Annotated in this window: 19 protein-coding genes; 10 read left to right on the forward strand and 9 right to left on the reverse strand. The window is 71.6% G+C overall.

Annotated elements, in window-relative coordinates; all coding sequences use genetic code 11:
* Window positions 1-8 precede the first annotated feature (8 nt).
* Window positions 9-3,170 carry an alpha-mannosidase gene (locus K7862_RS18250; RefSeq protein ID WP_262413375.1) on the reverse strand — a complete coding sequence of 1,054 codons (3,162 nt, stop codon included), beginning with the start codon at window positions 3,168-3,170 and terminating at the stop codon, window positions 9-11.
* A gap of 65 nt (window positions 3,171-3,235) precedes the next feature.
* Window positions 3,236-4,471 carry a glycoside hydrolase 5 family protein gene (locus tag K7862_RS18255; protein ID WP_222963710.1) on the reverse strand — a complete coding sequence of 412 codons (1,236 nt, stop codon included), beginning with the start codon at window positions 4,469-4,471 and terminating at the stop codon, window positions 3,236-3,238.
* Window positions 4,472-4,834: 363 nt separating this feature from the next.
* Between K7862_RS18255 and K7862_RS18260 the strand changes: the two genes are divergently transcribed.
* The 3 genes from K7862_RS18260 (at window position 4,835) to K7862_RS18270 (ending at window position 10,145) form a co-directional block, all read left to right on the forward strand.
* Entirely contained in the window at window positions 4,835-5,167 is a 333-nt protein-coding gene (locus K7862_RS18260; protein WP_222963712.1) for a hypothetical protein, read from the forward strand.
* A 164-nt stretch (window positions 5,168-5,331) separates the two neighbouring features.
* The gene (locus K7862_RS18265) at window positions 5,332-6,648 is read left to right on the forward strand and encodes an amidohydrolase family protein (protein ID WP_222963714.1); all 1,317 of its coding nucleotides are present in this window, start codon (window positions 5,332-5,334) and stop codon (window positions 6,646-6,648) included.
* A gap of 1,607 nt (window positions 6,649-8,255) precedes the next feature.
* The gene (locus tag K7862_RS18270; RefSeq protein WP_222963716.1) at window positions 8,256-10,145 is read left to right on the forward strand and encodes an arabinofuranosidase catalytic domain-containing protein; all 1,890 of its coding nucleotides are present in this window, start codon (window positions 8,256-8,258) and stop codon (window positions 10,143-10,145) included.
* 109 nt (window positions 10,146-10,254) lie between these two features.
* On the opposite strand, the gene K7862_RS18275 is transcribed toward K7862_RS18270, so the two are convergent.
* Complete coding sequence (locus tag K7862_RS18275; RefSeq protein ID WP_222963718.1) at window positions 10,255-10,665, reverse strand: Fur family transcriptional regulator; 411 nt, start codon at window positions 10,663-10,665, stop codon at window positions 10,255-10,257.
* A 278-nt stretch (window positions 10,666-10,943) separates the two neighbouring features.
* Between K7862_RS18275 and katG the strand changes: the two genes are divergently transcribed.
* Window positions 10,944-13,175, forward strand: a complete 2,232-nt coding sequence (gene katG, locus K7862_RS18280; RefSeq protein ID WP_222963720.1) for a catalase/peroxidase HPI — start codon at window positions 10,944-10,946, stop codon at window positions 13,173-13,175.
* Between the two features lie 127 nt (window positions 13,176-13,302).
* On the opposite strand, the gene K7862_RS18285 is transcribed toward katG, so the two are convergent.
* Window positions 13,303-14,397 (reverse strand): sigma-70 family RNA polymerase sigma factor, encoded by a 1,095-nt coding sequence (locus tag K7862_RS18285; RefSeq protein WP_308012051.1) that lies wholly within the window; start codon window positions 14,395-14,397, stop codon window positions 13,303-13,305.
* A 326-nt stretch (window positions 14,398-14,723) separates the two neighbouring features.
* Between K7862_RS18285 and K7862_RS18290 the strand changes: the two genes are divergently transcribed.
* From K7862_RS18290 to K7862_RS18300, 3 genes are all read left to right on the forward strand, one after another.
* Window positions 14,724-15,440, forward strand: a complete 717-nt coding sequence (locus tag K7862_RS18290) for an SDR family NAD(P)-dependent oxidoreductase (RefSeq protein WP_222963724.1) — start codon at window positions 14,724-14,726, stop codon at window positions 15,438-15,440.
* Window positions 15,441-15,661: 221 nt separating this feature from the next.
* Window positions 15,662-16,915, forward strand: a complete 1,254-nt coding sequence (locus tag K7862_RS18295; RefSeq protein ID WP_262413376.1) for a ThuA domain-containing protein — start codon at window positions 15,662-15,664, stop codon at window positions 16,913-16,915.
* Between the two features lie 196 nt (window positions 16,916-17,111).
* Entirely contained in the window at window positions 17,112-17,501 is a 390-nt protein-coding gene (locus K7862_RS18300) for a RidA family protein (protein ID WP_222963726.1), read from the forward strand.
* A gap of 155 nt (window positions 17,502-17,656) precedes the next feature.
* Here K7862_RS18300 and K7862_RS18305 read toward each other — a convergent pair whose 3' ends face one another.
* Window positions 17,657-18,172 (reverse strand): hypothetical protein, encoded by a 516-nt coding sequence (locus K7862_RS18305; protein WP_222963728.1) that lies wholly within the window; start codon window positions 18,170-18,172, stop codon window positions 17,657-17,659.
* A gap of 360 nt (window positions 18,173-18,532) precedes the next feature.
* Here K7862_RS18305 and K7862_RS18310 point away from each other — a divergent pair, with 360 nt between their 5' ends.
* The 3 genes from K7862_RS18310 to K7862_RS18320 all read left to right on the forward strand — a co-directional run bounded on the left by K7862_RS18310 (window position 18,533) and on the right by K7862_RS18320 (window position 19,717).
* Window positions 18,533-18,748, forward strand: a complete 216-nt coding sequence (locus K7862_RS18310) for a hypothetical protein (RefSeq protein ID WP_222963730.1) — start codon at window positions 18,533-18,535, stop codon at window positions 18,746-18,748.
* Between the two features lie 84 nt (window positions 18,749-18,832).
* Window positions 18,833-19,087: a hypothetical protein gene (locus tag K7862_RS18315; protein WP_222963732.1), complete on the forward strand. Its 255-nt coding sequence runs from the start codon at window positions 18,833-18,835 to the stop codon at window positions 19,085-19,087.
* Window positions 19,088-19,213: 126 nt separating this feature from the next.
* On the forward strand, window positions 19,214-19,717 hold the full coding sequence (locus K7862_RS18320; RefSeq protein WP_222963734.1) for a DUF6197 family protein: 504 nt from the start codon (window positions 19,214-19,216) through the stop codon (window positions 19,715-19,717).
* A gap of 564 nt (window positions 19,718-20,281) precedes the next feature.
* Here the strand turns inward: K7862_RS18320 and K7862_RS18325 are convergent.
* The 4 genes from K7862_RS18325 to queE all read right to left on the reverse strand — a co-directional run bounded on the left by K7862_RS18325 (window position 20,282) and on the right by queE (window position 22,966).
* Window positions 20,282-20,797, reverse strand: coding sequence for a VUT family protein (locus K7862_RS18325; protein ID WP_222963736.1), 516 nt, complete (start codon window positions 20,795-20,797; stop codon window positions 20,282-20,284).
* 399 nt (window positions 20,798-21,196) lie between these two features.
* The gene (locus K7862_RS18330; protein WP_222963738.1) at window positions 21,197-21,970 is read right to left on the reverse strand and encodes a GTP cyclohydrolase I FolE2; all 774 of its coding nucleotides are present in this window, start codon (window positions 21,968-21,970) and stop codon (window positions 21,197-21,199) included.
* A 4-nt stretch (window positions 21,971-21,974) separates the two neighbouring features.
* The gene (gene queD / locus K7862_RS18335) at window positions 21,975-22,331 is read right to left on the reverse strand and encodes a 6-carboxytetrahydropterin synthase QueD (protein ID WP_222963740.1); all 357 of its coding nucleotides are present in this window, start codon (window positions 22,329-22,331) and stop codon (window positions 21,975-21,977) included.
* Window positions 22,331-22,966 (reverse strand): 7-carboxy-7-deazaguanine synthase, encoded by a 636-nt coding sequence (queE, locus tag K7862_RS18340; protein WP_222963742.1) that lies wholly within the window; start codon window positions 22,964-22,966, stop codon window positions 22,331-22,333. Before queE ends, queD begins: the two co-directional genes overlap by 1 nt.

Below are 22,966 nucleotides of genomic sequence, written 5' to 3' on the forward strand. Positions count from 1 at the left end.
GTCCTGCCTCAGCCGCGGCGGAACCGCAGCGTCACCAACTGGAACGGCCGCAGGGCCAGTTGGACGGTGCCGTCCTCGATCTCGGGACGCCGGGGCGCGTCGGCCAGGGCGCGCTCCAGCAGGTCGGTGACCTCCACGCCGGCCGCCGGGAAGCCCAGCGACACCCGGGCCCGCGCCCGGCCGCCGCGCGACTCGTACAGCCGCACGACGACGTCCCCGCTCGCGTCGTCCGCCAGCTTGACCGCGCTGACCACGACCGCGTCGTCGTCCACGGCCACCAGCGGCGCCACCTCGCGCGAGCCCCGCACGTGGCGCTCGGGCAGGTTGACGCGGTATCCCTCGGCCACCGCGTCGCCGATCCCGGCGCCGGGCACCAGTGCGTGCCGGAAGCGGTGGACGCCCTGGTCGGTCTCGGGGTCGGGGAAGCGCGGGGCCCGCAGCAGCGACGCCCGCACGGTGGTCGTCGTCCCCCCGTCGGCGCGGACCGCCCGGTCGGCCTGGTCGGCCTGGGCGGCCCGGTCGGCCCGAACCGCCCGGTCGGCCTCGGCGCCGGCACCGTACCCGGAACCCGGGCGGCCGTCGTTGCCGTCCCTGACCGTCCGCGTCACGTCGTGCCCGTACGTCGAGTCGTTGACCAGCGCGACGCCCCATCCCGGCTCCTCGACGTACACGAACCGGTGGTTGCATGCCTCGAACTTGGCCGCCTCCCATGAAGTGTTGGTGTGCGTGGGACGGTGCACGTGCCCGAACTGCGTCTCGGACGCGTACCGTTCGGCGTGCACGTCCAGCGGGAAGGCCAGCTTCAGGAACTTCTCCGTCTCGTGCCAGTCCACCTCGGTGGCGATGTCCAGCCGCTTGGCGCCCGGCCGCAGCGACAGCACCTGGGTCACGCGGGAGGATCCGAAGCCGCGGACCACGCGGACGGCCGCGGGGGCGCCGGCGGCCTCCTCCCCGTCCACGGGCGCCAGTTCGTCGAGCCCGGTCAGGTCGGTGACGGTGTTGCGGTAGAAGGCGTCGACGTCCCAGGCGTCCCACATGTTGGGGAAGTCCGGGTGGAGCTGGAGCAGGTTGGCGGCGAGGCCGGGGGCGACGGTCTCACGGTCGGCCGCGACGTCGTACGCGGAGACCACCAGACCGCGGCCGTCCACCTCGACCCGCAGCAGCCCGTTGGCCAGGACGAACCCGCCGCCCTCGCGGGGCGTGAGCACGGCGGGTTCCGCGGCGGCCGCGGCATCCACCGCCGCCGCCGCACCCGCCGCGACGCCGTCACGAGCGTGCGGCGCCGCGTTGAACACCAGCGCCAGCCCGCCCGACGGGTCCCCGGCCAGCGCCCGCTGCGCCTCGGTGATGATCTCCGTCAGCTCCTCGGCGACCGCCGCGTAGGTGCGGCGCGCCTCGCGGTGCACCCAGGCGATCGACGACCCCGGCAGGATGTCGTGGAACTGGTGCAGCAGCACCGTCTTCCAGATCCGGTCCAGCCGCTCGTACGGGTACGCGGCGCCCGTCCGCACCGCCGCCGTGGCCGCCCACAACTCGGCCTCGTACAACAGGTGTTCACTGCGCCGGTTGCCCTGCTTGGTCTGCGCCTGGCTGGTCAGCGTGGCCCGGTGCAGCTCCAGATACAACTCGCCCACCCACACCGGCGGTTGCGGGTACTCCGCCTCGGCGCGGGTGAAGAACTCGGCCGGCGACTCCCAGTGGACGGTGGCCGAGCCCTCCAGGTTCCGCAGCCGCGCCGCCTTCGCCACGATCTCGCGGGTCGTGCCACCGCCGCCGTCGCCGTACCCGGTCGGGGCGAGCGAGTGCCGGGCGGCGCCCTTCTCCTTGAAGTTGCGCGCCGCGTGGGCGATCTCGCTGCCCTGCATCGCGCAGTTGTAGGTGTCGACCGGCGGGAAGTGCGTGAAGATCCGCGTGCCGTCGATGCCCTCCCAGCGGAAGGTGTGGTGCGGGAAGGAGTTGACCGCGCTCCACGAGATCTTCTGCGTCAGCAGCCACTTCGACCCTGCCGCCTTGATGATCTGCGGCAGGCCCGCGGCGAAGCCGAAGGTGTCGGGCAGCCACGCCTCCTCGTTCTCCACGCCGAACTCGTCGAGGAAGAAGCGCTTGCCGTGCACGAACTGCCGGGCCATCGCCTCCGAGCCCGGCATGTTGGTGTCCGACTCGACCCACATGCCGCCGGCCGGCACGAACCGGCCCTCCGCGACCGCCTCCTTGACCCGCGCGTACACCTCCGGCCGGTGCTCCTTGATCCAGGCGAACTGCTGCGCCTGCGACATCGCGAACACGAACTCCGGGTGGTCGGCCAGCAACGCGGTCATGCTGGCCGTGGTCCTTGCCACCTTGCGGACGGTCTCGCGCAGCGGCCACAGCCACGCCGAGTCGATGTGCGCGTGGCCGACCGCGCTGATCCGGTGGACCGTCGCGGCGGCGGGCGCGGCCAGCACGCCGGCCAGTTCGGCGCGGGCGGCCGCCGCCGTGGCGTTGACGTCCTGCAGGTCGACCGCGTCCAGCGCGCGGCCGACGGCCCGCAGGATCTCGTGCCGCCGCGCGCCGTCCACCGGAAGCTCGGCCATCAACTCGCCCAGCACCTCCAGGTCCTGGACCAGTTCCCAGACCGTCTCGTCGACGACCACCAGGTCCGTCCGGCCCAGCCGGTACTGCGGTTCGCCGCCCGCCGTCTCCTTGTCGCCGAGCCGGGTCGGCAGGAACGGGTGGTAGTCCAGCAGCACCGGGTTCGACGCCGCCTCGATGTGCAGCAGCACCTCCTCGCCGCCCGCCGCGGGCGACGCCACGGGCACCCACTGGTTACGCGGGTTGAGGCCCTTCACCGGCGTGCCGTCCGGCCGGTACACCAGGCCCTCGCACTGGAACCCGGTCATGTTCGGGTCGAACCCCAGGTCCAGGACGGCCTCCACGGTCCGGCCCGCCCAGGACGCCGGGACCGTGCCCGACACCCGGAACCAGCTCGTGCCCCACGGCGCGCCCCAGCGGTCGCCGGCCGCCACCGGCACGACCGGCCGCGCCAGCCCCTCCGCGACGGGCACCGGCTCACCCGGCGCGGTCCACACCGCGACGTCCAGCGGCACCGACGCGGGGTGGACGGCGGGCCGGATCCGTTCGTCCAGAACACGCTTGAGACGGGCTTCGACCAGGCGGCGGTCGTCATGCATGAGGGCGCTCCCGGGGCTGGAGGGTGAGCGGGCGGGGGTGGTACCTGATGCGGTTGCCGGGGGGCCTATCCGACGTCCGCCGGGCGGACGACCTCCGTGATGCCGCGGGCGGCGAGGTGCTCCTCGTCCTCGGCGCGGGCGGCGAGCACCGCGGTGGGCCGGGCGCCGTCCGCGGTGAGCCGCGCGAACGCCTCGAAGAAGGCGCCGCCCGGCGCGCACGCCGTACGGTCGGGGTCGTCCACGACCAGCGCGGTGGTGCGCACGGCCGGGCGGTACGGGCGGTCGCGCCACTCCGCGACGATCCGCCGGATCGACTCGCCCGCGGGCTTCACCTGGCGGTCGTTGGTGAGCAGGCCGAGGGAGTACTCCAGCTCGGGGAAGTCAGCGAGCGACCGCGAGACGTCGTGCGAGCACCACCAGGTGACACCCCAGACGTCCTGGCAGTCCAGGGCGTTCGCGACGGTCGCCTCGGTGAAGGCCGCGGCGTGCTCCGCGGGGATCAGCGGGGCCGGCGCGCCGACCTCCTGCAGCCACACCGGGCGGTGCGGGTCGTCCGCCCACGCCTTCGACAGCTCGATCATGTACGCGGCGTGGTGCTCGGTCGCGGTGCCGGTGCGGCCGTGCCGCTGCGCGGTGCCGTTGAACACCCAGCTGTGCACGGCGGTCACCGCGCCGAGGGTCGCCGAGTGCGCGGGCGTGAAGGCGTGGCCGTCCTGGTACCAGGCGGCGTCGTACTCGGCGTGCAGGTGCGGGCGCCCCGGGGCGCCCTCCTCGCACGCGGCGAGCAGCCGGCGCAGCCAGGCGGCGGCCTGGTCCTCGGTGATCGGGTCCGGGTCGGGGTGCGGCGGGCCGGAGAACTGGTTGATCTCGTTGCCGATCGTCATGCCCAGGAAGTTGGGCCGGTCGGCGAGGGCGGCCGCGAGCGTGCGCAGGTAGGTGGCCTGGGCCTCGACGACGTCCGGGTCGGTGAAGATGTTGCGGCGGTGCCAGGTGCCGGTCCAGGCGGGCAGGAAGTCGAAGCTGGACAGGTGGCCCTGGAGGCCGTCCACGTTGACGTCCAGGCCGCGTTCGGCCGCGGCGTCGGCCAGTTCCACGAGCTGCTCGACGGCGCGCGGCCGGATCAGCGTGCGGTTCGGCTGGAACAGCGGCCACAGCGGGAACACCCGAACGTGGTCGAGTCCCAGCGCGGCGATCGAGTCGAGATCGGCGCGGATGGCATCGATGTCAAAGTCCAGCCAGTGATGGAACCAGCCCTGGCTGGGGGTGTAATTGGCGCCGAAGCGCAGACCTGACGAGCTCATGCGCCCAGCATGAACCGCGCCCTGACCGCATGCGACGCCGGGGGCCGGTCTTGACCGGGCGCGAGAGTCTTGACCGGGCGCGAGAGAACGTCGCGGCCCGCGATCGGGGCCGGTGGCGGGGACGCCGCCGCGGAGGGGGAAGAGATGTGCCGTATCGACGGGGCTGTCCGGCAGGCGGCCGTGACGGAGTTCGTGCGTAGCCGCCCGGCCGTGCGGCCGGACGGGGGCGGGCATCCCGCCCTGCGCGGGTGCGCCGACGTGCCGTGGGGCGATGTCGGCTGAACCGGCGTTCCCGAGCTGCTGAGCGCCCTCCTCGACGAGACCGCCGCCGCCGAGGCGCTGCGCGTCCTGGAGAACGTGCTGATGGACGACCTCTTCAACGCCGCTGCGGTGCTGCCGCTCGCCCTGCCCTTCCTGATCCGGCTCGCGGCCACGCCCGACGTCACCGTTCGCGCCGACCTGATCGAACTCCTCTGGCTGGCCGCGGAGTTGACGCACCCGGTGGACGAGGACAGCGACATCGCCGTGCTGATGCGGGGGAGGGAGGCCGACCATCCCGAACGCGCCCGGTGCCGGGCCGTGTTCGCCGAGCAGGCGCGGGTGATCCACGGTCTGCTGAGCGACCCCGCCCTCCCCGTCGATGTGCTCACCCCGGACAGACGAGCCGCGCTCCTGGCGGCCGCGGGCTCGCGGTAGATTCCGGATGCGGGTTCGGGGTCGGGTTCGGGGTTCGGGTGACCGGCTCCCGGTGTCCCGGCTCCTGGTCGTGGGGCGCGGGCCCACCGCCCGGTGATCGTCGCGGCGCGCTCGAGAACCCGTGCAGGAACGTCCAGCACCTCGTGCAGGAAGAGGCAGGCCCGGTGACCGAACCCGTCCCCGCCCCGGCGCCGTTCGCGCCGCCGGCCCCCGGCACGCTCGCCGTCCTCCGCGGCGCCACGCTGATCGACGGCACGGGCGCCCCGCCGCGCCCGGCCACCACGGTCGTCGTGGACGGCGAACGGATCCTGCGGGTGGCCCCCGACGCGGAGGTCGGCCCCGGGGACCATCCCGGCGCCGACGTCGTGGACCTGACCGGCCACGTCCTCCTCCCCGGACTGATCGACTCCCACCAGCACATGGCCACCCCGCCCAACCGCCCGGTCGCCGAGGCCACCCTGCGGCGCGACCTGCTCGGCGGCGTCACCGCGGTCCGCGACATGGCGGACGACCTGCGGCAGGTCGGCGACCTCGCCCGGGCCGCGCTGGTCGGCGAGATCGCGGCGCCCGACATCCGGTACGCGGCCCTGACCGCCGGACCCGGCTTCTTCGACGACCCGCGCACCTGGCAGGTGTGCCAGGGAGCCACGCCCGGCCACACGCCGTGGATGCAGGCCGTCACCGCGGACACCGACCTCCCGCTGGCCGTCGCCCGGGCGCTCGGCACCTCGGCGACCGCGATCAAGGTGTACGCCGACCTGTCCGGCGAACGCGTCGCCGCCATCACCGGCGAGGCGCACCGGCAGGGCGCGATGGTGTGGGCGCACGCGGCGGTCTTCCCCGCGTCGCCCGGCGAGGTCGTGGCGGCGGGCGTCGACAGCGTCTCGCACGTCAACCTGCTGGTGCACGAGGCCGCCGGTCGCGCCCTGACGACGTACGGCGACAAGCCGCCGGTCGACCACACGCGCTTCCTCGCGGGGGACGAGCCGCGCATCGAGGCGCTGCTGCGCGCGATGGTCCGGCAGGGCACGATTCTCGACGCGACGGCGAGCATGTGGGGGCGGATCGCGGGGGAGGCCGCGGGGCGGGGTGACGCGGAGGGGGAGCGGCGGGCGCGGGAGAACGGTGAGCTGGCCGCCGCGTTGACGGCGCAGGCGCGCCGGGCGGGGGTGCAGGTGAGTGCCGGCACCGACTGCGACCCGGACCCCGGGCAGCCGTGGCCGCCGCTGCACGAGGAGATCGCGTTCCTCGTCCGCAGGTGCGGGTTCTCCGTCGAACAGGCGCTGCACAGTGCGACGTTGGTGGGGGCGCGGAGTTTGGGGGTGGAGGGGGAGACGGGGTCGGTGGAGGAGGGGAAGCTGGCGAATCTGGTGGTGCTGGCCCGTGACCCGATGGAGGAGATCGGGCACCTCGACAGTGTGGTGCTTGTCGTCAAGCGGGGGCGGCGGTACGACCGGCCGGCGGCCCGCACCCGGGGCTGAACGCCCGGCACCCCTGACGGGGCTTGTCCTGCCCCTTGCGGTGCGTTGCCGACTCTCCGCCCGGTGGTGGGTTGCTCGCGCTGGGGGCACCGCCCGGACGAAGTCTGGGGGACCCCGCGCCCCTGTTATCGCTTGCCGTTCGTCCACACGTTGGGGGCAGTCCGGAAGCGTCTCCTCGGACTTGTGCGTGACCCTTGTGACGAAGGGGCTGGGCGGGCGGATGCACAAGTCCTTGCGGGGAGCACTTCCTCCCCACCCCCTGGCAGTAACGAGTGCCGCAGGGGCCGTACAGGGGTACCCCTGTCCACCTCGTTCCAGGGCAAGCCCCGTCAGGGGCGCGAAGAGCGGCGCGAACAGCCAGGGCGAACCGTGAGACGGCAAAGAACCCCAGGGGGCACCCCGGAGCCCGAAGGGGCGCGCGGGGAACTGCGCGAGTAGCCCACCACCGGGCGGAGGACGGCGATGCGCACTCGGGGGGCACTCCGGACCCATAGCGCACTCCGTGGCGGAGCCGCATATCAGGCAGTTGCCGGACAGGGTGTCCAACACGATGCGTAACTCGGGTCCTTCCGTCATGCCCGCCCGGTCGGGCGGATAGCGTGCGCGCATGATGCGCAGTCGAATAGCCGCGGCACTCGTCGCAACCGCCGCCACCCTCGCCCTCGGAGCCTGTGGAACAGGCCAGACGCAGGATGCGGCGTCCAGTACACCCACGAGCATTACGACGAGCCCGAGCCCCAGCACCACGACGCCGTCGCCCGCGCACTCCGCGACGACGTCCGCCCCCGCGGCTACCTCACCGACCGCGACCCACGCCCCGCGGACCACACCGCCCACGCACCGCCCGGTCACGCACGCGCCAACCACTCCCGCGCCCACACACAGGACCACGCGGCCGGCCGCACCTCGCACCACAGCCCCCGCCCGGACCACGCTGTGCAGCATCCGCTCGAACGCGGGGAACTGCTACCGCGCGGGCCAGTTCTGCCGGAACAGCGATCTCGGCAGCTCCACGACCGACGCCCAGGGCCGCCGCATCACCTGCGGCATCGAATCCGGCCGCCCCCACTGGCACTACTGACCTCGGTCCAGCCCCGCCCACAACATCCCCGGCAGCCGGGGTCCGGCCGGAGGGGACGGGGAGGGAATGCCCCCGCAGGACTTGTGCATCCGCCCGCATAGCCAGACGGAAGAACGGCGCACGCACAAGTCCGAGGAGGTGCTCCCGGACTGGCCCCGCCACCAGAAACCGAGCAAGCCCCGCCAGGGGCGCGAGGTCCCCAAGACTTCGTCCGGGAGGTGCCCCCAGCGCGAGCAACCCACCACCGGGCGGAGGGGCGGGAATGCGCACCCGGGGGCAGCCCGGGAGCCGGAGCAGGCCCAAGCCGGGGGGACCCACACACCAGGGGAAGGCAGCACCAGGCCCCACCACAACGAAAACCCACGGAACCAGACACCCTTGGCCCCGCTCTCAGCAAAATAAAGCAACAAATATTGACGCGCGCCGACCGCACGCGTAATTTCCGAGCCGGTCGCCCACCAGCCTGAACTCAGCTGCCGCATCGATGAGTCGAAGCTCCCTTCCCCCACCTTCTCAGGAGCACACCATGCGCAGAACGAGACGTGCCGCCGTGCCCGCCCAGCCGGGCGGCCCCGTGGCACCGGCCCTCCGGATCCGGAGCGTCCTGCTGTCGGCCCTGGCGGCCCTCACCCTCGTCCTCGGAGTGTTCATCAGCCTGCCTGCCGCCTCGCAGGCGGCCGGCTCGCTCCCGTGCGACATCTACGGCGCCGCCGGCACCCCGTGCGTCGCCGCGCACAGCACCACCCGCGCGCTCTTCTCCTCGTACAACGGACCCCTGTACCAGGTCACCCGCGCCTCGGACGGCGCGACGTCCGACATCGGCCTGCTCTCCGCCGGCGGGTATGCCAACGCCGGTCAGCAGGACGGCTTCTGTCAGAACACCACGTGCCGCATCAGCAAGGTCTACGACCAGACCTCGCGGCACAACGACCTGCTCCCGGGCCCGGCCGGCACCGCCGGCGGCGTGGACCGCGGCGCCGACGCGAGCGAGATCGCCGTCTCCGCGGGCGGCCACAAGGTGTACGGCATCTGGATCTCGCCGGGTGTGGGTTACCGCTACACCGGTGTGGCCTCCGGCGTCGCCGTCAACGGCCAGCCGGAGGGCGCCTACATGGTGGCCAGCGGCACCCACGTCGGCTCGGACTGCTGCTTCGACTACGGCAACGCCGAGCGCACCCCCTCCGACACCGGCAACGGCCACATGGATGCCGTCTCCATCGCCACGACCTGCTACTTCGCGCCGTGCACCGGCTCCGGCCCGTGGGTCGAGGCGGACATGGAGAACGGCATGTTCCAGGGCGACAACGGCTCCAACACCGCGAACCAGGGGAACAACAGCCCGTATGTGACCGCGATGCTGAAGAACAACGGCCAGACGACGTACGCCATCAAGGGCGGCAACTCCCAGTCGGGCGGGCTGTCCACCTGGTGGAGTGGCGGGCTGCCGACCCGCGGCGGCTACCGGCCGATGCAGCAGGAGGGCGGCATCATCCTGGGCACTGGCGGCGACAACAGCAACCGCAACATGGGCACCTTCTTCGAGGGCGTGATGGTCGCGGGCTACCCGACCGACGCCGCGGACAACGCCGTCCAGGCCAACGTCGTCTCGGTGGGCTACGCCGGTGAGACGAACGTCCCCAACGGCCCGCAGGGCACCGTCACCGGCCCCGGAGGCCAGTGCGTGGACGTCGCCGCCGACGACACCGGCACCAACGGCACCGCCGTCCAGCTCTGGAACTGCCAGTCCTACGCCGAGGACCAGCACTGGCAGCACAACGCCAACAGCTCGCTGAGCACCATCGGCAGGTGCCTGGACATCAACGGCAACGGCACCGCGAACGGCACGCAGGTCGAGCTGTGGGACTGCAACGGCGTCGGCGGGCAGAAGTGGGTGCAGCGTTCCGACGGTTCGCTCTTCAACCCGCAGTCGGGCCGCTGCCTGGACTCGCCGAGCGGCGCGACGGCCAACGGCACGCGGCTGCAGATCTGGGACTGCAACGGCAGCGGCGCGCAGAAGTTCAGCGTGAACGGCGGCGCTCCCGTCGCCGGGCCCGGCGCCAAGTGCCTCGACGTGGACGGTGACGACGTCGGCGGCAACGGCAAGGCCGTCCAGCTCTGGGACTGCCAGTCCTACGCTGTGGACCAGCACTGGTTCCACAACGGCAACGGCACGCTGGCCACGCTCGGCAGGTGCCTGGACATCAACGGCAACGGCACCGCGAACGGCACGCAGGTCGAGCTGTGGGACTGCGACGGCGCGGGCGGCCAGGTCTGGAACCAGCAGTCGGACGGTTCGCTGGTCAACCCGCAGTCGGGCCGCTGCCTGGACTCGCCGAACGGCGCGACCGCCAACGGCACCCGGCTGCAGATCTGGGACTGCAACGGCAGCGCGGCGCAGAAGTTCGCGCTGAGCTAGTCACGGCCGGAACGCTGAGCCAGGCACGGACGGACAGGGCCGGCCCTTCGCGGAGGGCCGGCCCTGTTGCGTTTCTCTCTCCGGCTGCGCCAGGCCCCTGTCCCGCGCCTCAGGCGCAGTCGGGGCACAGCCCCCGGTACGTCACCTCGACCGCCGAGAGCGTGAAACCGAACCGTTCCTCCTGCGGCAGGCCGGCCAGCAGGTTCCCGGTCGGCCGGACGTCGCGGATGCTGCCGCACCCCGAGCACACCAGGTGCTGGTGCGGCGTGTGCCCGTTCGGGTCGTACCGCTTGGCGCGCCCGTCCGTGGCGACCTCGCTGACCTCGCCGAGCACGACCAGTTCGCCGAGCGTGTTGTAGACGGTGGCCCGGGAGATCTCGGGCAGCCGAGCGGCCGCGCGGGCGTGCACCTCGTCCGCGGTCAGGTGCACGTGGTCGCCGTCGAGGACCTCGGCCACGACACGCCGCTGGGAGGTCATCCGCCAGCCGCGCCCGCGCAGTCGTTCCAGCAGGTCGCTCATATCGGTTCACCTTCGGCTTGGTGGGACACCGGAACAGTATCAGTGCTGGTCCGGAACCCGACAGGTTATGCGTTTGGCGTCCTTCTTGACTTGGACTCCGTCCATCGTAGGATCGCTTCTGGTGGTAGCCAAGAGACAGAAGGAACTCCGGCCGCCCCCGGCCGCGGTCCGGCCCCCGCGTACGGCGCGGCGGGGGCGGCGACGCGGCGGGGACGGCGGGAGCAGGCCGCCACCCGCATTCCTGAGCACGTCATCCGCCAGGTCCGGAAGGATTCCCGATGTCCGAGAACAACGACAACCACGTCGCACCCGTGACGACCGACGAGGGCAGCCGTTGCCCGGTCGCGCACGGTCGCGCGCCGCACCCCACGCAGGGAGGCGGGAACCGCGGATGGTGGCCGGAGCGGCTCAACCTGAGGATCCTCGCGAAGAACCCCGCCGTGGCCAACCCGCTCGGTGAGGACTTCGACTACGCCGCCGCGTTCCAGACCCTCGACCTCCCCGCGGTCAAGCAGGACATCGCCGGGGTGCTCACCACCTCGCAGGACTGGTGGCCCGCGGACTTCGGCCACTACGGCCCGCTGATCATCCGGATGGCCTGGCACAGCGCCGGCACCTACCGCATCAGCGACGGCCGCGGCGGCGCCGGGGCCGGCCAGCAGCGGTTCGCGCCCCTCAACAGCTGGCCGGACAACGGCAACCTCGACAAGGCCCGCCGTCTGCTGTGGCCGGTCAAGAAGAAGTACGGCAACGCGCTGTCCTGGGCCGACCTGATGATCCTGGCCGGCAACGTGGCCCTGGAATCCATGGGCTTCGAGACCTTCGGCTTCGCCGGCGGCCGCGCCGACGTGTGGGAGCCCGAGGACGACGTCTACTGGGGCCCGGAGACCACCTGGCTCGGTGACGAGCGCTACAGCGGCGACCGCGAGCTGGAGAACCCGCTCGGCGCCGTCCAGATGGGCCTGATCTACGTCAACCCCGAAGGCCCCAACGGCAACCCGGACCCGATCGCCGCGGCCCGCGACATCCGTGAGACGTTCCGCCGCATGGCGATGAACGACGAGGAGACCGTCGCGCTGATCGCCGGCGGCCACACCTTCGGCAAGACCCACGGAGCCGGCCCCGCCGACCAGGTCGGCGTCGAGCCCGAGGGCGCCCCGATCGAGCAGCAGGGCCTGGGCTGGAAGAACGCCCACGGCACCGGCAAGGGCGGCGACACCATCACCTCCGGCCTCGAGGGCATCTGGACGGACACGCCCACCACCTGGGACAACAGCTTCTTCGAGATCCTCTTCGGCTACGAGTGGGAGCTCTTCCAGAGCCCGGCAGGCGCCCACCAGTGGCGGCCGAAGGACGGCGCCGGCGCCGGCACCGTCCCGGACGCGCACGACCCGTCCAGGACCCACCAGCCGACCATGCTGACCACCGACCTGTCGCTGCGCTTCGACCCGGCGTACGAGCAGATCTCGCGGCGCTTCAAGGAGAACCCGGCCGAGTTCGCGGACGCCTTCGCCCGCGCCTGGTTCAAGCTGACCCACCGCGACATGGGCCCGGTCGCCCGCTACCTCGGCCCCGAGGTCCCCGCCGAGACGCTGATCTGGCAGGACCCGCTGCCGGCCGTCGACCACGCGCTGGTCGACGCCGCGGACGTGGCCGCCCTCAAGGAGCAGGTGCTCGCCTCCGGCCTGTCGGTGTCCCAGCTCGTCTCCACCGCCTGGGCCTCCGCGTCCTCCTTCCGCGGCAGCGACAAGCGCGGCGGTGCCAACGGCGCCCGCATCCGCCTGCAGCCGCAGATCGGCTGGGAGGTCAACGAGCCCGACCAGCTCGCGGTCGTGCTGCGCACCCTGGAGGGCATCCAGGAGACCTTCAACTCCGCGCAGTCCGGCGGCAAGCGGATCTCGCTGGCCGACCTGATCGTGCTGGCCGGTGCCGCCGGTGTGGAGAAGGCCGCCAAGGACGCCGGTGTCGAGGTCGAGGTGCCGTTCACCGCGGGCCGCACCGACGCCGCGCAGGACCAGACCGACGTCGAGTCGTTCGCCGCGCTGGAGCCCCTGTGGGACGGCTTCCGCAACTACGTCGGCAAGGGCACCCGGCTCCCGGCCGAGTACCTGCTCGTCGACCGGGCGAACCTGCTGACGCTGAGCGCCCCCGAGATGACCGTCCTGGTCGGCGGCCTGCGCGTGCTGGGCGCCAACTACCAGCAGTCCAAGCACGGCGTCCTCACCGCGACCCCGGGCGTGCTGACGAACGACTTCTTCGTCAACCTGCTCGACCTGGGCACCGCCTGGACCTCGGTCTCCGAGGACCAGGCCGTCTTCGAGGGCCGCGACCTGGCCACCGGCGAGGTCAAGTGGACCGGCACGCGTGCCGACCTGGTCTTCGGCTCGAACTCCGAGCTGCGGGCGGTCGCCGAGGTCTACGCGAGCGACGACGCGAAGGAGAAGTTCGTCCGCGACTTCGTCGCCGCGTGGGACAAGACGATGAACCTCGACCGGTTCGACCTGGTCTGAGCATGACCGTCTGACTCCGGGCCGGCCCCTGCGCGGGGGCCGGCCCGGACGTCTGTCCGGAGGTCTGTCCGGACATCGGTGCCGAAGGTCTGTCCGCGCGGGGAAGCCCGCCGGGGAGGGTCCCTTCTCAGCCGGGCAGCCGGTCGGGCAGGCCGAAGCGGGGGAGCAGGGCGGGGTCGCCGAAACGGGTGACCGCGCTGATCCCATCGCCCGTCAGCGTCAGCACCACCAGGCCGTACGGGTCCGCGCCGGAGCTGCCCGCCGCGCGCAGGTAACAGCCGAACGCAGGACTGCCGTTCGCCCGGGTCGGCAGCAGCCGCAACGACCGGCCGCCCCACCACGGCAGCGCCTGGTAGAACCGCGCGATGGCCGCGCGGCCCTGGTATGCCAGCGGCTCCGGCGGCATCGTCAGCCACGCGTCGCCGGTCAGCAGCGCGAGCAGCCCGTCGATGTCGGAGCCCTCCACGGCCGCCGCGAACCGCTCGGCGATCTCCCGTTCCCGCGCCGACCGCGGCAGCGGCAGCGCGTCCCGGCCGCGCGGCGGCAGGTTCCCGTCCAGCGTGGCGCGGGCCCGCTGCAGCGCGCTGTTCACCGACACACCGGAGACGTCCAGCAGGTCCGCGACCTCGGCCGCGCGGAACCCCAGCACGTCCCGCAGCACCAGCACCGCGCGCTGCCGCGCCGGCAGCCGCTGCAACCCGGCCACGAACGCCAGCGCCAGCGACTCCCGCGTCTCGTAGCGAGCCTCCGGCCCGGGCGCGGCGTCCGGCAGCTCCGCCAGCAGCGCGTCCGGGTACGGCTCGTACCGCGGCGGCTCCGAGCGCCGGGTCGGTTCCGGCAGCACCGGGGGCAGGTCCGACGGTCGCAGATCCGACAGCCCCAGATCCGACGGCGCCCGGGCGCCGGGTTCCGTGGACGCCGTCCGCGGGCGGCGCCCGGCGGCACGCAGCACGTTCAGGCAGCGGTTGGTCGCGATCCGGTACAGCCAGGCGCGCACCGACGACCGCTCCTGGAACCCCTCGAGCCCGCGCCACGCCGCCAGCAGCGTCTCCTGGACGGCGTCCTCCGCGTCCTGCACCGAGCCGAGCATGCGGTAGCAGTGCAGGTGCAACTCGCGCCGGTACGGCTCGGTGAGGTCCCGGAACGCGTCCCCGTCGCCCGCCCGGGCCCGCTCCAGCGCCGATCCGCTCACCGTCACATTTGCCGTCACCGTTGTCGTCACCACTGCCGTCCTCGCGGTCCTCACCGTGGTCGTCCTCGCGGTCGTCCTCGCGGTCGCCACCGCGCCCGCGCCAGTCGTCGCCCTCGCGCCCGCGCCCGTCGTCGCCCTCGCGCCCGCGCCCGTCGTCGCCCTCGCGCCCGCGCCCGTCGTCGCCCTCGCGCCGTGCGTCATCGCTGCGCCTCCTCCGGCCTCCTGTCGTGAGGACACCGCCCGGCCCGGAAAGTCATCGGTGACTTCGTGCCGGCGGCCGTGTCTCAACCAACGACCGCACCACGAGGCCGTCCCGCGGGCGGCCGGCACGAACGACAGCCAAGGAGAACGTCGCCATGACCACCATCACGGGCAGCGCGGTACTGATCACCGGGGGGAACCGCGGCATCGGCCGGGCCCTCGTCGAGGAGGCCCTGACCAGGGGCGCGGTCAGGGTCTACGCCGGAACGCGGCAGCCCCTGGCGCATCCCGACCCGCGTGTCACGCCCCTCACCCTGGACGTGACCGACCCGGCGCAGGTGCGGGAGGCCGCCGAACAGGTCGGCACGCTGGACATCCTCGTCAACAACGCCGGAGTCGCCCTCCCCGACGTCCTCGACGACCGGGGCGCCCTCGAACGCCACCTCGCCGTCAACCTCTACGGCACCTACGAGGTGACGCAGGCGTTCCTGCCGCACCTGGAGGCGGCGCAGGGCGCCATCGTCAACAACCTCTCGGTGAACGGCTTCGCGCCGCTGCCGCTGCTGCCCGCCTACTCCGCCTCCAAGGCCGCCGCCTTCTCCCTCACGCAGTCGCTGCGCGTGCTGCTCGCGGCGCGGGGCGTGCGGGTCCTCGCGGTGATGACCGGGCCGGTGGACACGGACATGACCCGGGAGATCCACGTCCCCAAGGCGTCCCCCGCGTCCGTGGCGCGGGCCGTCCTCGACGGGGTGGAGAAGGACGAGGAGGAGATCTTCCCCGATCCGCTGTCCGCTCCCCTCGCCGAGGGCTGGCGCACCGGCATGGTCAAGACCCTGGCCCGGCGGCTCGCCGAGATGCCGACCTCCGGCTGAGCGCGAGGGCGCGGGCACGTCCCCGCGCCCCCTTTGTCGCGCTTCGTCCCCTGCGGGCCCGGCCACTTCGTGAGGTGCACGGGGAAGAGGTGTCCCATGGGGTGCCGGAGACCCCGCAGGGTGGGTACCTTCATCGGCGGCCGACGAATTCCGTTGGTCCGTACCAGGGTTGAACAACCCTCCCTACCAGGGCTGATCAACCCCTCGACGAAGGAGACCCCATGACCAGATGGTTAGCCGCCGGGATGGCGCGCCCCCGGCGCACCGCGCTGCAACTGCTCGCCGCGCTCCTGCTGCTCCTCGGCGTCGAGGTGGCCCCGGCCCACCACGCGCGGGCCGACACGCCGTTCAACGTCATCGCCTTCTACGACGGCACCTACGACGCGGCGCACATCAGCTTCGTGCACGAGGCCAATGCCTGGTTCCCGCAGCAGGCGGCCGCCAACGGCTTCACGTACACCGCCACCAACGACTGGTCCCGGCTCAACGCCAGTGAGCTGTCGCACTACCAGGTGGTGATGTTCCTGGACAACTACCCGCAGACCGCCGCCGAACAGAGCGCGTTCCAGACCTACATGAACAACGGCGGCGGCTGGATCGGCTTCCACGTCGCCGCGTACAACGACACCTCGTCCAACGGCTGGTCCTGGTACCACCAGACCTTCCTCGGCACGGGCCTGTTCGCGTCCAACTCCTGGGGCCCGACGTCCGAGACGCTGAAGATCGAGGACCCGAACCACCCGGCGACCGCGGGCCTGCCGGCCACCATCACCTCGTCCGTCAGCGAGTGGTACAGCTGGCAGAACGACCTGCGGCAGAACCCGGCGATCGACATCCTGGCGTCGCTGGACCCGTCAACGTTTCCGGTCGGCACCGACCCCAACCAGACCTGGTACAGCGGCTACTACCCGATCGTCTGGTCGAACCGGAACTACCACATGGTCTACAACAACTTCGGGCACAACGCGATGGACTACTCGACGAACACGACCCTGTCGTCGACCTTCGCCAGCGCCGACCAGAACAAGCTGCTGCTGCAGGAGATCAAGTGGGCGGCCGGCCAGGCCGGTCCGGTCACACCGCCGACGCAGCACACCGGACCCGTCACCGGCTACGCCGGCAAGTGCATGGACGTCGCCGGGGCCGGCAGCGCCAACGGCACGGCCGTCCAGCTCTACGACTGCAACGGCACCAACGCCCAGAACTGGACGGTCGGTTCCGACGGCACCCTCCGCGCGCTGGGCAAATGCCTCGACGTCACCAGCGCCGGCACCGCCAACGGCACCAAGCTCCAGCTCTGGGACTGCAACGGCACCGGGGCGCAGCAGTGGGTCGCCGAGTCCGACGGGCACCTGAAGAACCCCAGCTCCGGCCGCTATGTCGACGTCACCAACGGCACCTCGGCCAACGGCACGCGCCTGCAGATCTGGGACCGCAACAGCAACGCCTGGCAGCTCTGGCACCTGCCTGCCTGATCCCGCCGGTGCGTTGATCCCGGGGCCGCCCGCCCGCCATCCACGGCCGGCCCCACACCGTGATCGGGGGCGCGGGGAACCGCCGCCCAGCCTCGGCCGGGAGCACGAGCGGTTCTCCGCGCCCCCTCGGCACGTCCCCAGGCCCTCGATCGAATATGTGGTTCGCCGGCCGGCCGGACCCGCCTAAGGTGAGCCCATGATCACCCACATCTCTCCCGACGGAGTCGCCCCGGCGAACGGCTACAGCCACGTCGTCCTCGGCGAGGGCCGGCTCGTCGCCGTCTCCGGCCAGATCGCGCTGGACGAACAGGGGAACCTCGTCGGCGCGGACGATCCGGCGGCCCAGGCCCGCCAGGTCTTCGAGAACCTCCGCCGCTGCCTGGCCGCCGCGGACGCCACCTTCGCCGACGTCGTCAAGCTCACCTTCTTCGTCACCGACGTCGCCGTCCTCCCCGCCGTGCGCGAGGCCCGCGACGCCCACATCGACACGTCCCGCCCGCCGGCCAGCACCGCCGTCCAGGTCGCCGCCCTCTTCCGCCCCGACCTCCTCCTCGAAGTCGAAGCACTGGCGATCCTCCGCAACTGACCGCGGGGGCTGGGGTTTTCCCCCATGGCTGGGCAGGGCGAGCCGCGGGTCGGAGGCCACCCGGCGTGCGCCGTCAGGCGTTCCAGGCGAGCGGGCCTGCATGGTCCCCCGTTCCCCGTTCCCCGCTCCACCCTTGTTCCCGCACTCTCCGCCGGTCACCCGAAGCTGACGGGCACCTGCGCGTTCCACGCCACCGTGCTCGCGGAGGCGAAGTTCTGGCCGTCGACGACCGCGCCCATGCCGCTGGAAGCGACCCAGCGCAGCGTCATCGACCGCCGCGGGAGATCCACGTCGCCCTGGATCTCCAGCGTCGAACTCCCGGCCGGCCCGGGGGTGACGGACTGCCCCTCGAAGTCGACCGTGCCGCCGGAGACGGTGTAGGTCCCGCTGAGCGGAACCCCGACGGTGTCGACCGTGGTGAACCTGAACGTGCCGTTCGCGTAGAGGTCGAGGACGCTGTTGGCGGCCCGGTTCCGCGCCGCGGCCTGCCAGGACGCCTGGCCCTGGACCAGGTCGAACTGCGTCAGGCCCCCCGCACGCACCTCGCTCGGCACCCCGGACCCGCCGTCGACCGGCGTGCCGCCCACCGCGCCGGACGACGCGCCGTCCGTCGGACTCCTCTCCGCACCACGGGAGTTGACCCCGCACGCACAGAGCAGCACAAGGAGCACGGAAGCCGCCGGCCACCTGGTCCGGCGCCCTGCCCTCCGTTTCAACGCCCGCCCCTCTCGTCGCGCTGGAACCCCCGGATCCGGACCTCACGCCCGGTTCAGGACAGGCCCCCACGATAGGGGCGCCGATCCGTCACCACCCATCACAGAATGCCGGGATATTTCCTACGCTTCCGGCATGTCAGGCCACGGCCTCAATGTCAGTAGGCGCGCGCCGTTGTCGCAGGCCGCAGCACCCCTCCCGGTGAAGCCACGCAAGGCGGCTGGTCGAGGGAGCGGGGTGAGGGCGCCCACGGGGGTCCGGGTTCGGGGTCCGGGGTTCGCCTGCGCGGGCGTGCGGGAGTCCGCTTCACTGAGGGCGTGGAACTCATCGAACCGCCCGTGAAGTGGGACCAGCGGAACCATGCGCCCGGCACCAAGTCGCATGCGCAGCAGTGCACGTGGGGTGCGCCGTGCGACCGCGAGGCGGAGTGGAGCGTGCACGTCACGTCCAAGGGCGGCGAGAGCTGGTGGGCCGCGTGCGAGACGCATCGCGCGGCGAGCGACGTCCTGAACGGGGTCGCCACCGTCGAGTAGGGGGGCCGGCGAGCGGCTCAAGCGGACGAGCCCCTGACGCCCTCCTTGAACGGGGCCTCGAGCTGGTCCGCGAAGTTGACCCACATGGAGCGCAGCCAGGACCTTCTCCTGGGAGATCGTGAACGTCTGGTAGTGCTCGGAGACGACACCGTCGCGGTGCTCGAGCTGGAAGACGTTGTCGTCGCGGAGCAGGACCTGGATGTACCAGTCGCCCGGGCGCAGGCTGTCGAGCATCGTCGCGACGGGCCGCTCGGACGGACGTCTGAGGGTGTGTCCACGCTCGTCGGTTGCGATCAGCACGACGGGATCATGGAGGACGGGTCTGACGGCGGGCGGTAGGGCTCGTGCATGGCCGCCATTGCGGTGCTTCCGGGCCGGGCCTGCGCGGTGGCAGCGGGGCCGACGGGCCGCCCGATGCGTTGATGGCAAGTGCGGATCAAGGGGACCGCCGCACGGAGGCCGCACATGGACGACACGATCACCACGAGCCCCGACCTCGACATCGCCGGAGCCGACCTGGTCCGCGCCACCGAGCGCTACCTGGCCGCCCAGAGCTCGGAGCCGGCGCAGGCGCGTCTGCCGCGAGGGCTGTGGCGGGTGCTGCCGGACCGGCTGCTGTCGCTGCACCCCGCCCGGCGCGGGGAGGCCGTGGCGAGGCTGCGCATCACGCCGGCCGACCACCTGGCGCTTACCGCGGCGGTGCTGGAGCAGTGGGGCTGGGCGCAGACCGGCACCCGTCTCCGCACGGTCGGGGGCCGCCGCTGCATCCTCGGGGCCCAACGGGTCGTCTTCCACCTCGGCTACGGCACCGAGGACACCGCCACCACCGCGGGCACCTACATCAACGCCGTCCTACGCGCCCACGGCATCCCGGACCCCTACCCCCGCTGGAACGAACACCCTCACGTCACCCCCACCCATGCCCTGACCCTGCTCCGCACCGCCGCAACGGAGGCGACCCGGGCGTAGCGGAAGGTGTGCCCGCCCCCACCCGAAGCCAGCACACGGCTCCGGAGGGCGCTTCATGCTCCTACGTTTACGCAGGTCACGAGTTGATGATCGGCCGCTGGAGCGCGATCCGTCCACAGGTAGTCCACGGACGGTGCAAGAGGCTGTGAGGTAGAGCCTACGTCCGTATCGGGTACGTCCCGGACCCGCCTGGCGCGAACGGTGACCGTTGCTGGACACCGTCCACCGCCTTCCGCATCCCGGCCGCCGCCTACCGAAGGTGGTCGGCGGCCAAGGACCATGGCTGGGCTTCAAAGGGTCCGTCTGGGCTTCCACCCAGTGTGCCGGGGTGGAGGCGTGCAAGCAGATCCCGTGTCGCTCCAGGGCATGAAGATGGCGCCATAATGCACGCATGCGAGGCGGTGAGACCGCGGTCCAGCGCGAGGGGCGGCCAGGTGAGTGGTCCGCTGCCGAATGGGGCGCTGAGGCGTACACCGGCGAGCGGCCGCTTCGAACCTGCTCAAGTCTTGAGCGAAGGCATTGCGGTGAGGTTTCCTGCCATGCGTGGATGGCAGGCTGGGACGTTCAGGCGATAACGCGGTAACGGCGGCGCAGTAGCGCCAGGACTATGACGGCCACGACGGTCATCCACGTTTTGCCGAGGATTTGTCCAGGCAGGTAATTGAGGGAGCCGAAGGCGAGGTGGAGGAACAGGAGGCTGTCGACGAGAAGCCCGACGGCGTTCGAGGCGAGTATCGCAACCAGAAGTCCTCGGCGGCGCAGGGGTTCGTAGACGACGAAGTCCATGGTTTCGGCGACGGCGAAGGCAACCGCTGAGGCAGTGGCGAGGCTGGGGTCCGCGAGAAGGTAGGAGAGGACGGTGCCGATGGCTATGGCGGCGAGGATGGCGCCACGGCCGGTCGCCTCGCGTGCAAGGTCGCGCAGGACGAGCGCCAGGCCGACGAAGTAGACGCCGGCGGGCGCCACGTAACCGAGGCCGACGGGTACCGCGCCGAAGTGGGCGACGGCCAAGTTGGCGGCCGGGATGGTGGCGATGTACGCGATGACTGTGGCAATACCGGCAGGAGCGGGGGCCTTCACGATCTACTTTCTGTCTCGGTGGTGGGTTGCTGCGCTCGGCGCCAGCGGCGGACGGACGGTGGGACGAACGTGCAGACAGTACAGCGCAGGACACTGACATCCTTAAGGCGTCGGTCCGCGCTGCAGTGCTGAGAGAAGTGCCTGCTGCCGGGAGGTGAGTAAGGTCCCGGTGGGGTTAGGCGATGCCGCCCTGAGGGACTCGGGTGGGCTCCTGGATGGCGAACGCGCTAGTCAGCGGCGCCGGCGCCGGCCCGCTGTACGGGCCCACGTGGCGCGGGCATAGCCGCCAGTGGACGCTCCCCGCGGGCTCGGGTAAAGCCGCGCACGTGGCCGCCGCAGGCACGGCGTAGGGAAGGGGTTGGCCCCCTTTCCGTTCCGCCCCAGGGCGCGTGAGGGGCTTCAACCGGTGTAGGTCAGGCTGGCGATGGCGTCGTGGCTGTGAATACTTTCCAGATTCTTCGCCCGGATCGCGTGTTTCAGCCCCTTTTCACGGCATGCAAGGCTTATATCCCGGATGATGTCTTCGACGAAGACGGGATGGTCGTAGGCCTGCATGGTGACGACGCGTTCGTCGGGCCGCTTGATGAGGGGGAGGACAGGGGCGGAGCCGACGCTGCGCAGTAGGTCAACGATTTCGTGGACCGCCAGGGGGTAGGGCGCGTCGGCGGTCCCGGTGACAGTGAGGGTGACCTCGCTGCGCTGGTTGTGGGCGCCGTAGTCGGAGATGGCTTTGGAGCACGGGCACAGACTGGTGACGTCGGTGGTCACAGTGGTGGCGACGGTGCAGGTGTCGGGGGTGATGCAACCGGTGATGGTGACGTCGTGGGTTTGCCACGACTGCCGCTTACTGGCTGGCGCGGTCACGCTCGTGGCGATGGGCATGGACAACGTCACAGCCAGGCTGGGGGCTTCAAGCAGGGCGAGCCCTCGTTTGAGCGCGATGGGCAAGTCCTGCGGGGCGAGGGTGGCCACTTCCTCATGGACCAGGGCGATCATGCGGCTCATGTGGGTGCCACGTCGCTCGGCCTGCAGGCCGACGGTGACGCTGATGTCGGCGACGCCATGCTGGCGCGTGTGACCGTCATCGAACGTGACGGGATAGCGCAAGCCGCTAATCCCTACTTGGTCGATGGCGATGCCGCGGGAGTCGTCCTCGTTTTGGATGTCATGCATGCCACTACTCGCCTCGGTAGGTGCAACCGGAGGTACAGGTCTCGCGCACGGTGATTGCCGACAGGGCGGGGAGTTCGACGATCATCCGGTCCCAGATCCAGCGGGCCAGGTTCTCGCTGGTGGGGTTGTCGAGGCCTTCGATGTCATTCAGGTAGTAATGGTCGAGTTGTGCATCAATGGGCTTAAAAGCCTCTTTGATGTCGCCGAAGTCCATCACCCAGCCCGCCTCCGGATCGACGGGTGCCTCCACGTGCACGGTGACCTTGTAGGAGTGGCCGTGCAGGCGGGCGCACTTGTGGCCCTCGGGGACGCGCGGCAGGCGGTGGGCCGCTTCGAAGGTGAACTCGCGGAAGATTTCCATTACTGAATTCCCAGATACTTGTGCGTCTGGAGGGAGAGCGTCCAGCGCGGGTTCTTCATGCAGTACTCGACGGTGGCACGAGTGTGGGCCTCGCGGTCGGCGTCATCCAGGGGCTGCAGGCGGAAGTGGCGAAAGTCGAGGTGTTCGAACTGGGTGGGGTCGCCGCCGGCCTGGGGGTAGACCAGTTTGAGTTCGTCACCGCTGGTGAGGACTAGGGTGGAGCCGATCTTCGGGCTCACACACAGCCAGTCGATACCGCGGGGAGCGGGCCGGGTGCCGTTGGTTTCCACCGCAATCTCAAAACCGCGGCCATGCAGGGCCTCGATGGCGGCCTCGTCCAACTGCAGCAGGGGTTCTCCGCCGGTGCACACCACGAACCGGTGCGCTTGGTCGGTGGTGGGCCAGGCGGCCTCGACGGCGTCGGCCAGTTCCTTGGCGGTGCGAAAGCGGCCGCCGCCTTCGCCGTCGGTGCCCACGAAATCGGTGTCGCAGAACTGGCAGATCGCGCGGGCGCGATCCTGTTCGCGGCCGGTCCACAGGTTGCAGCGGGAAAACCGGCAAAACACCGCCGGGCGGCCGGCGTGGCCGCCTTCGCCTTGCAGCGTGTAGAAGATTTCCTTGATCAGGTAGGTCAT

Origin of the sequence: Actinacidiphila acidipaludis, assembly GCF_019890725.1 — a bacterium.
GTDB classification, from domain to species: domain Bacteria; phylum Actinomycetota; class Actinomycetes; order Streptomycetales; family Streptomycetaceae; genus Actinacidiphila; species Actinacidiphila acidipaludis.

Coding starts and splice junctions, on each gene's coding strand:
- K7862_RS18270 (WP_222963716.1), top strand. CDS start 8,256: ATGCGCAGAACGAGACGTGCCGCCGTGCCCGCCCAGCCGGGCGGCCCC.
- K7862_RS18275 (WP_222963718.1), bottom strand. CDS start 10,665: ATGAGCGACCTGCTGGAACGACTGCGCGGGCGCGGCTGGCGGATGACC.
- K7862_RS18260 (WP_222963712.1), top strand. CDS start 4,835: ATGGACGACCTCTTCAACGCCGCTGCGGTGCTGCCGCTCGCCCTGCCC.
- queD (WP_222963740.1), bottom strand. CDS start 22,331: ATGGAAATCTTCCGCGAGTTCACCTTCGAAGCGGCCCACCGCCTGCCG.
- K7862_RS18255 (WP_222963710.1), bottom strand. CDS start 4,471: ATGAGCTCGTCAGGTCTGCGCTTCGGCGCCAATTACACCCCCAGCCAG.
- K7862_RS18295 (WP_262413376.1), top strand. CDS start 15,662: ATGACCAGATGGTTAGCCGCCGGGATGGCGCGCCCCCGGCGCACCGCG.
- K7862_RS18315 (WP_222963732.1), top strand. CDS start 18,833: ATGGAGCGCAGCCAGGACCTTCTCCTGGGAGATCGTGAACGTCTGGTA.
- K7862_RS18290 (WP_222963724.1), top strand. CDS start 14,724: ATGACCACCATCACGGGCAGCGCGGTACTGATCACCGGGGGGAACCGC.
- K7862_RS18320 (WP_222963734.1), top strand. CDS start 19,214: ATGGACGACACGATCACCACGAGCCCCGACCTCGACATCGCCGGAGCC.
- K7862_RS18300 (WP_222963726.1), top strand. CDS start 17,112: ATGATCACCCACATCTCTCCCGACGGAGTCGCCCCGGCGAACGGCTAC.
- K7862_RS18250 (WP_262413375.1), bottom strand. CDS start 3,170: ATGCATGACGACCGCCGCCTGGTCGAAGCCCGTCTCAAGCGTGTTCTG.
- katG (WP_222963720.1), top strand. CDS start 10,944: ATGTCCGAGAACAACGACAACCACGTCGCACCCGTGACGACCGACGAG.
- K7862_RS18330 (WP_222963738.1), bottom strand. CDS start 21,970: ATGCATGACATCCAAAACGAGGACGACTCCCGCGGCATCGCCATCGAC.
- queE (WP_222963742.1), bottom strand. CDS start 22,966: ATGACCTACCTGATCAAGGAAATCTTCTACACGCTGCAAGGCGAAGGC.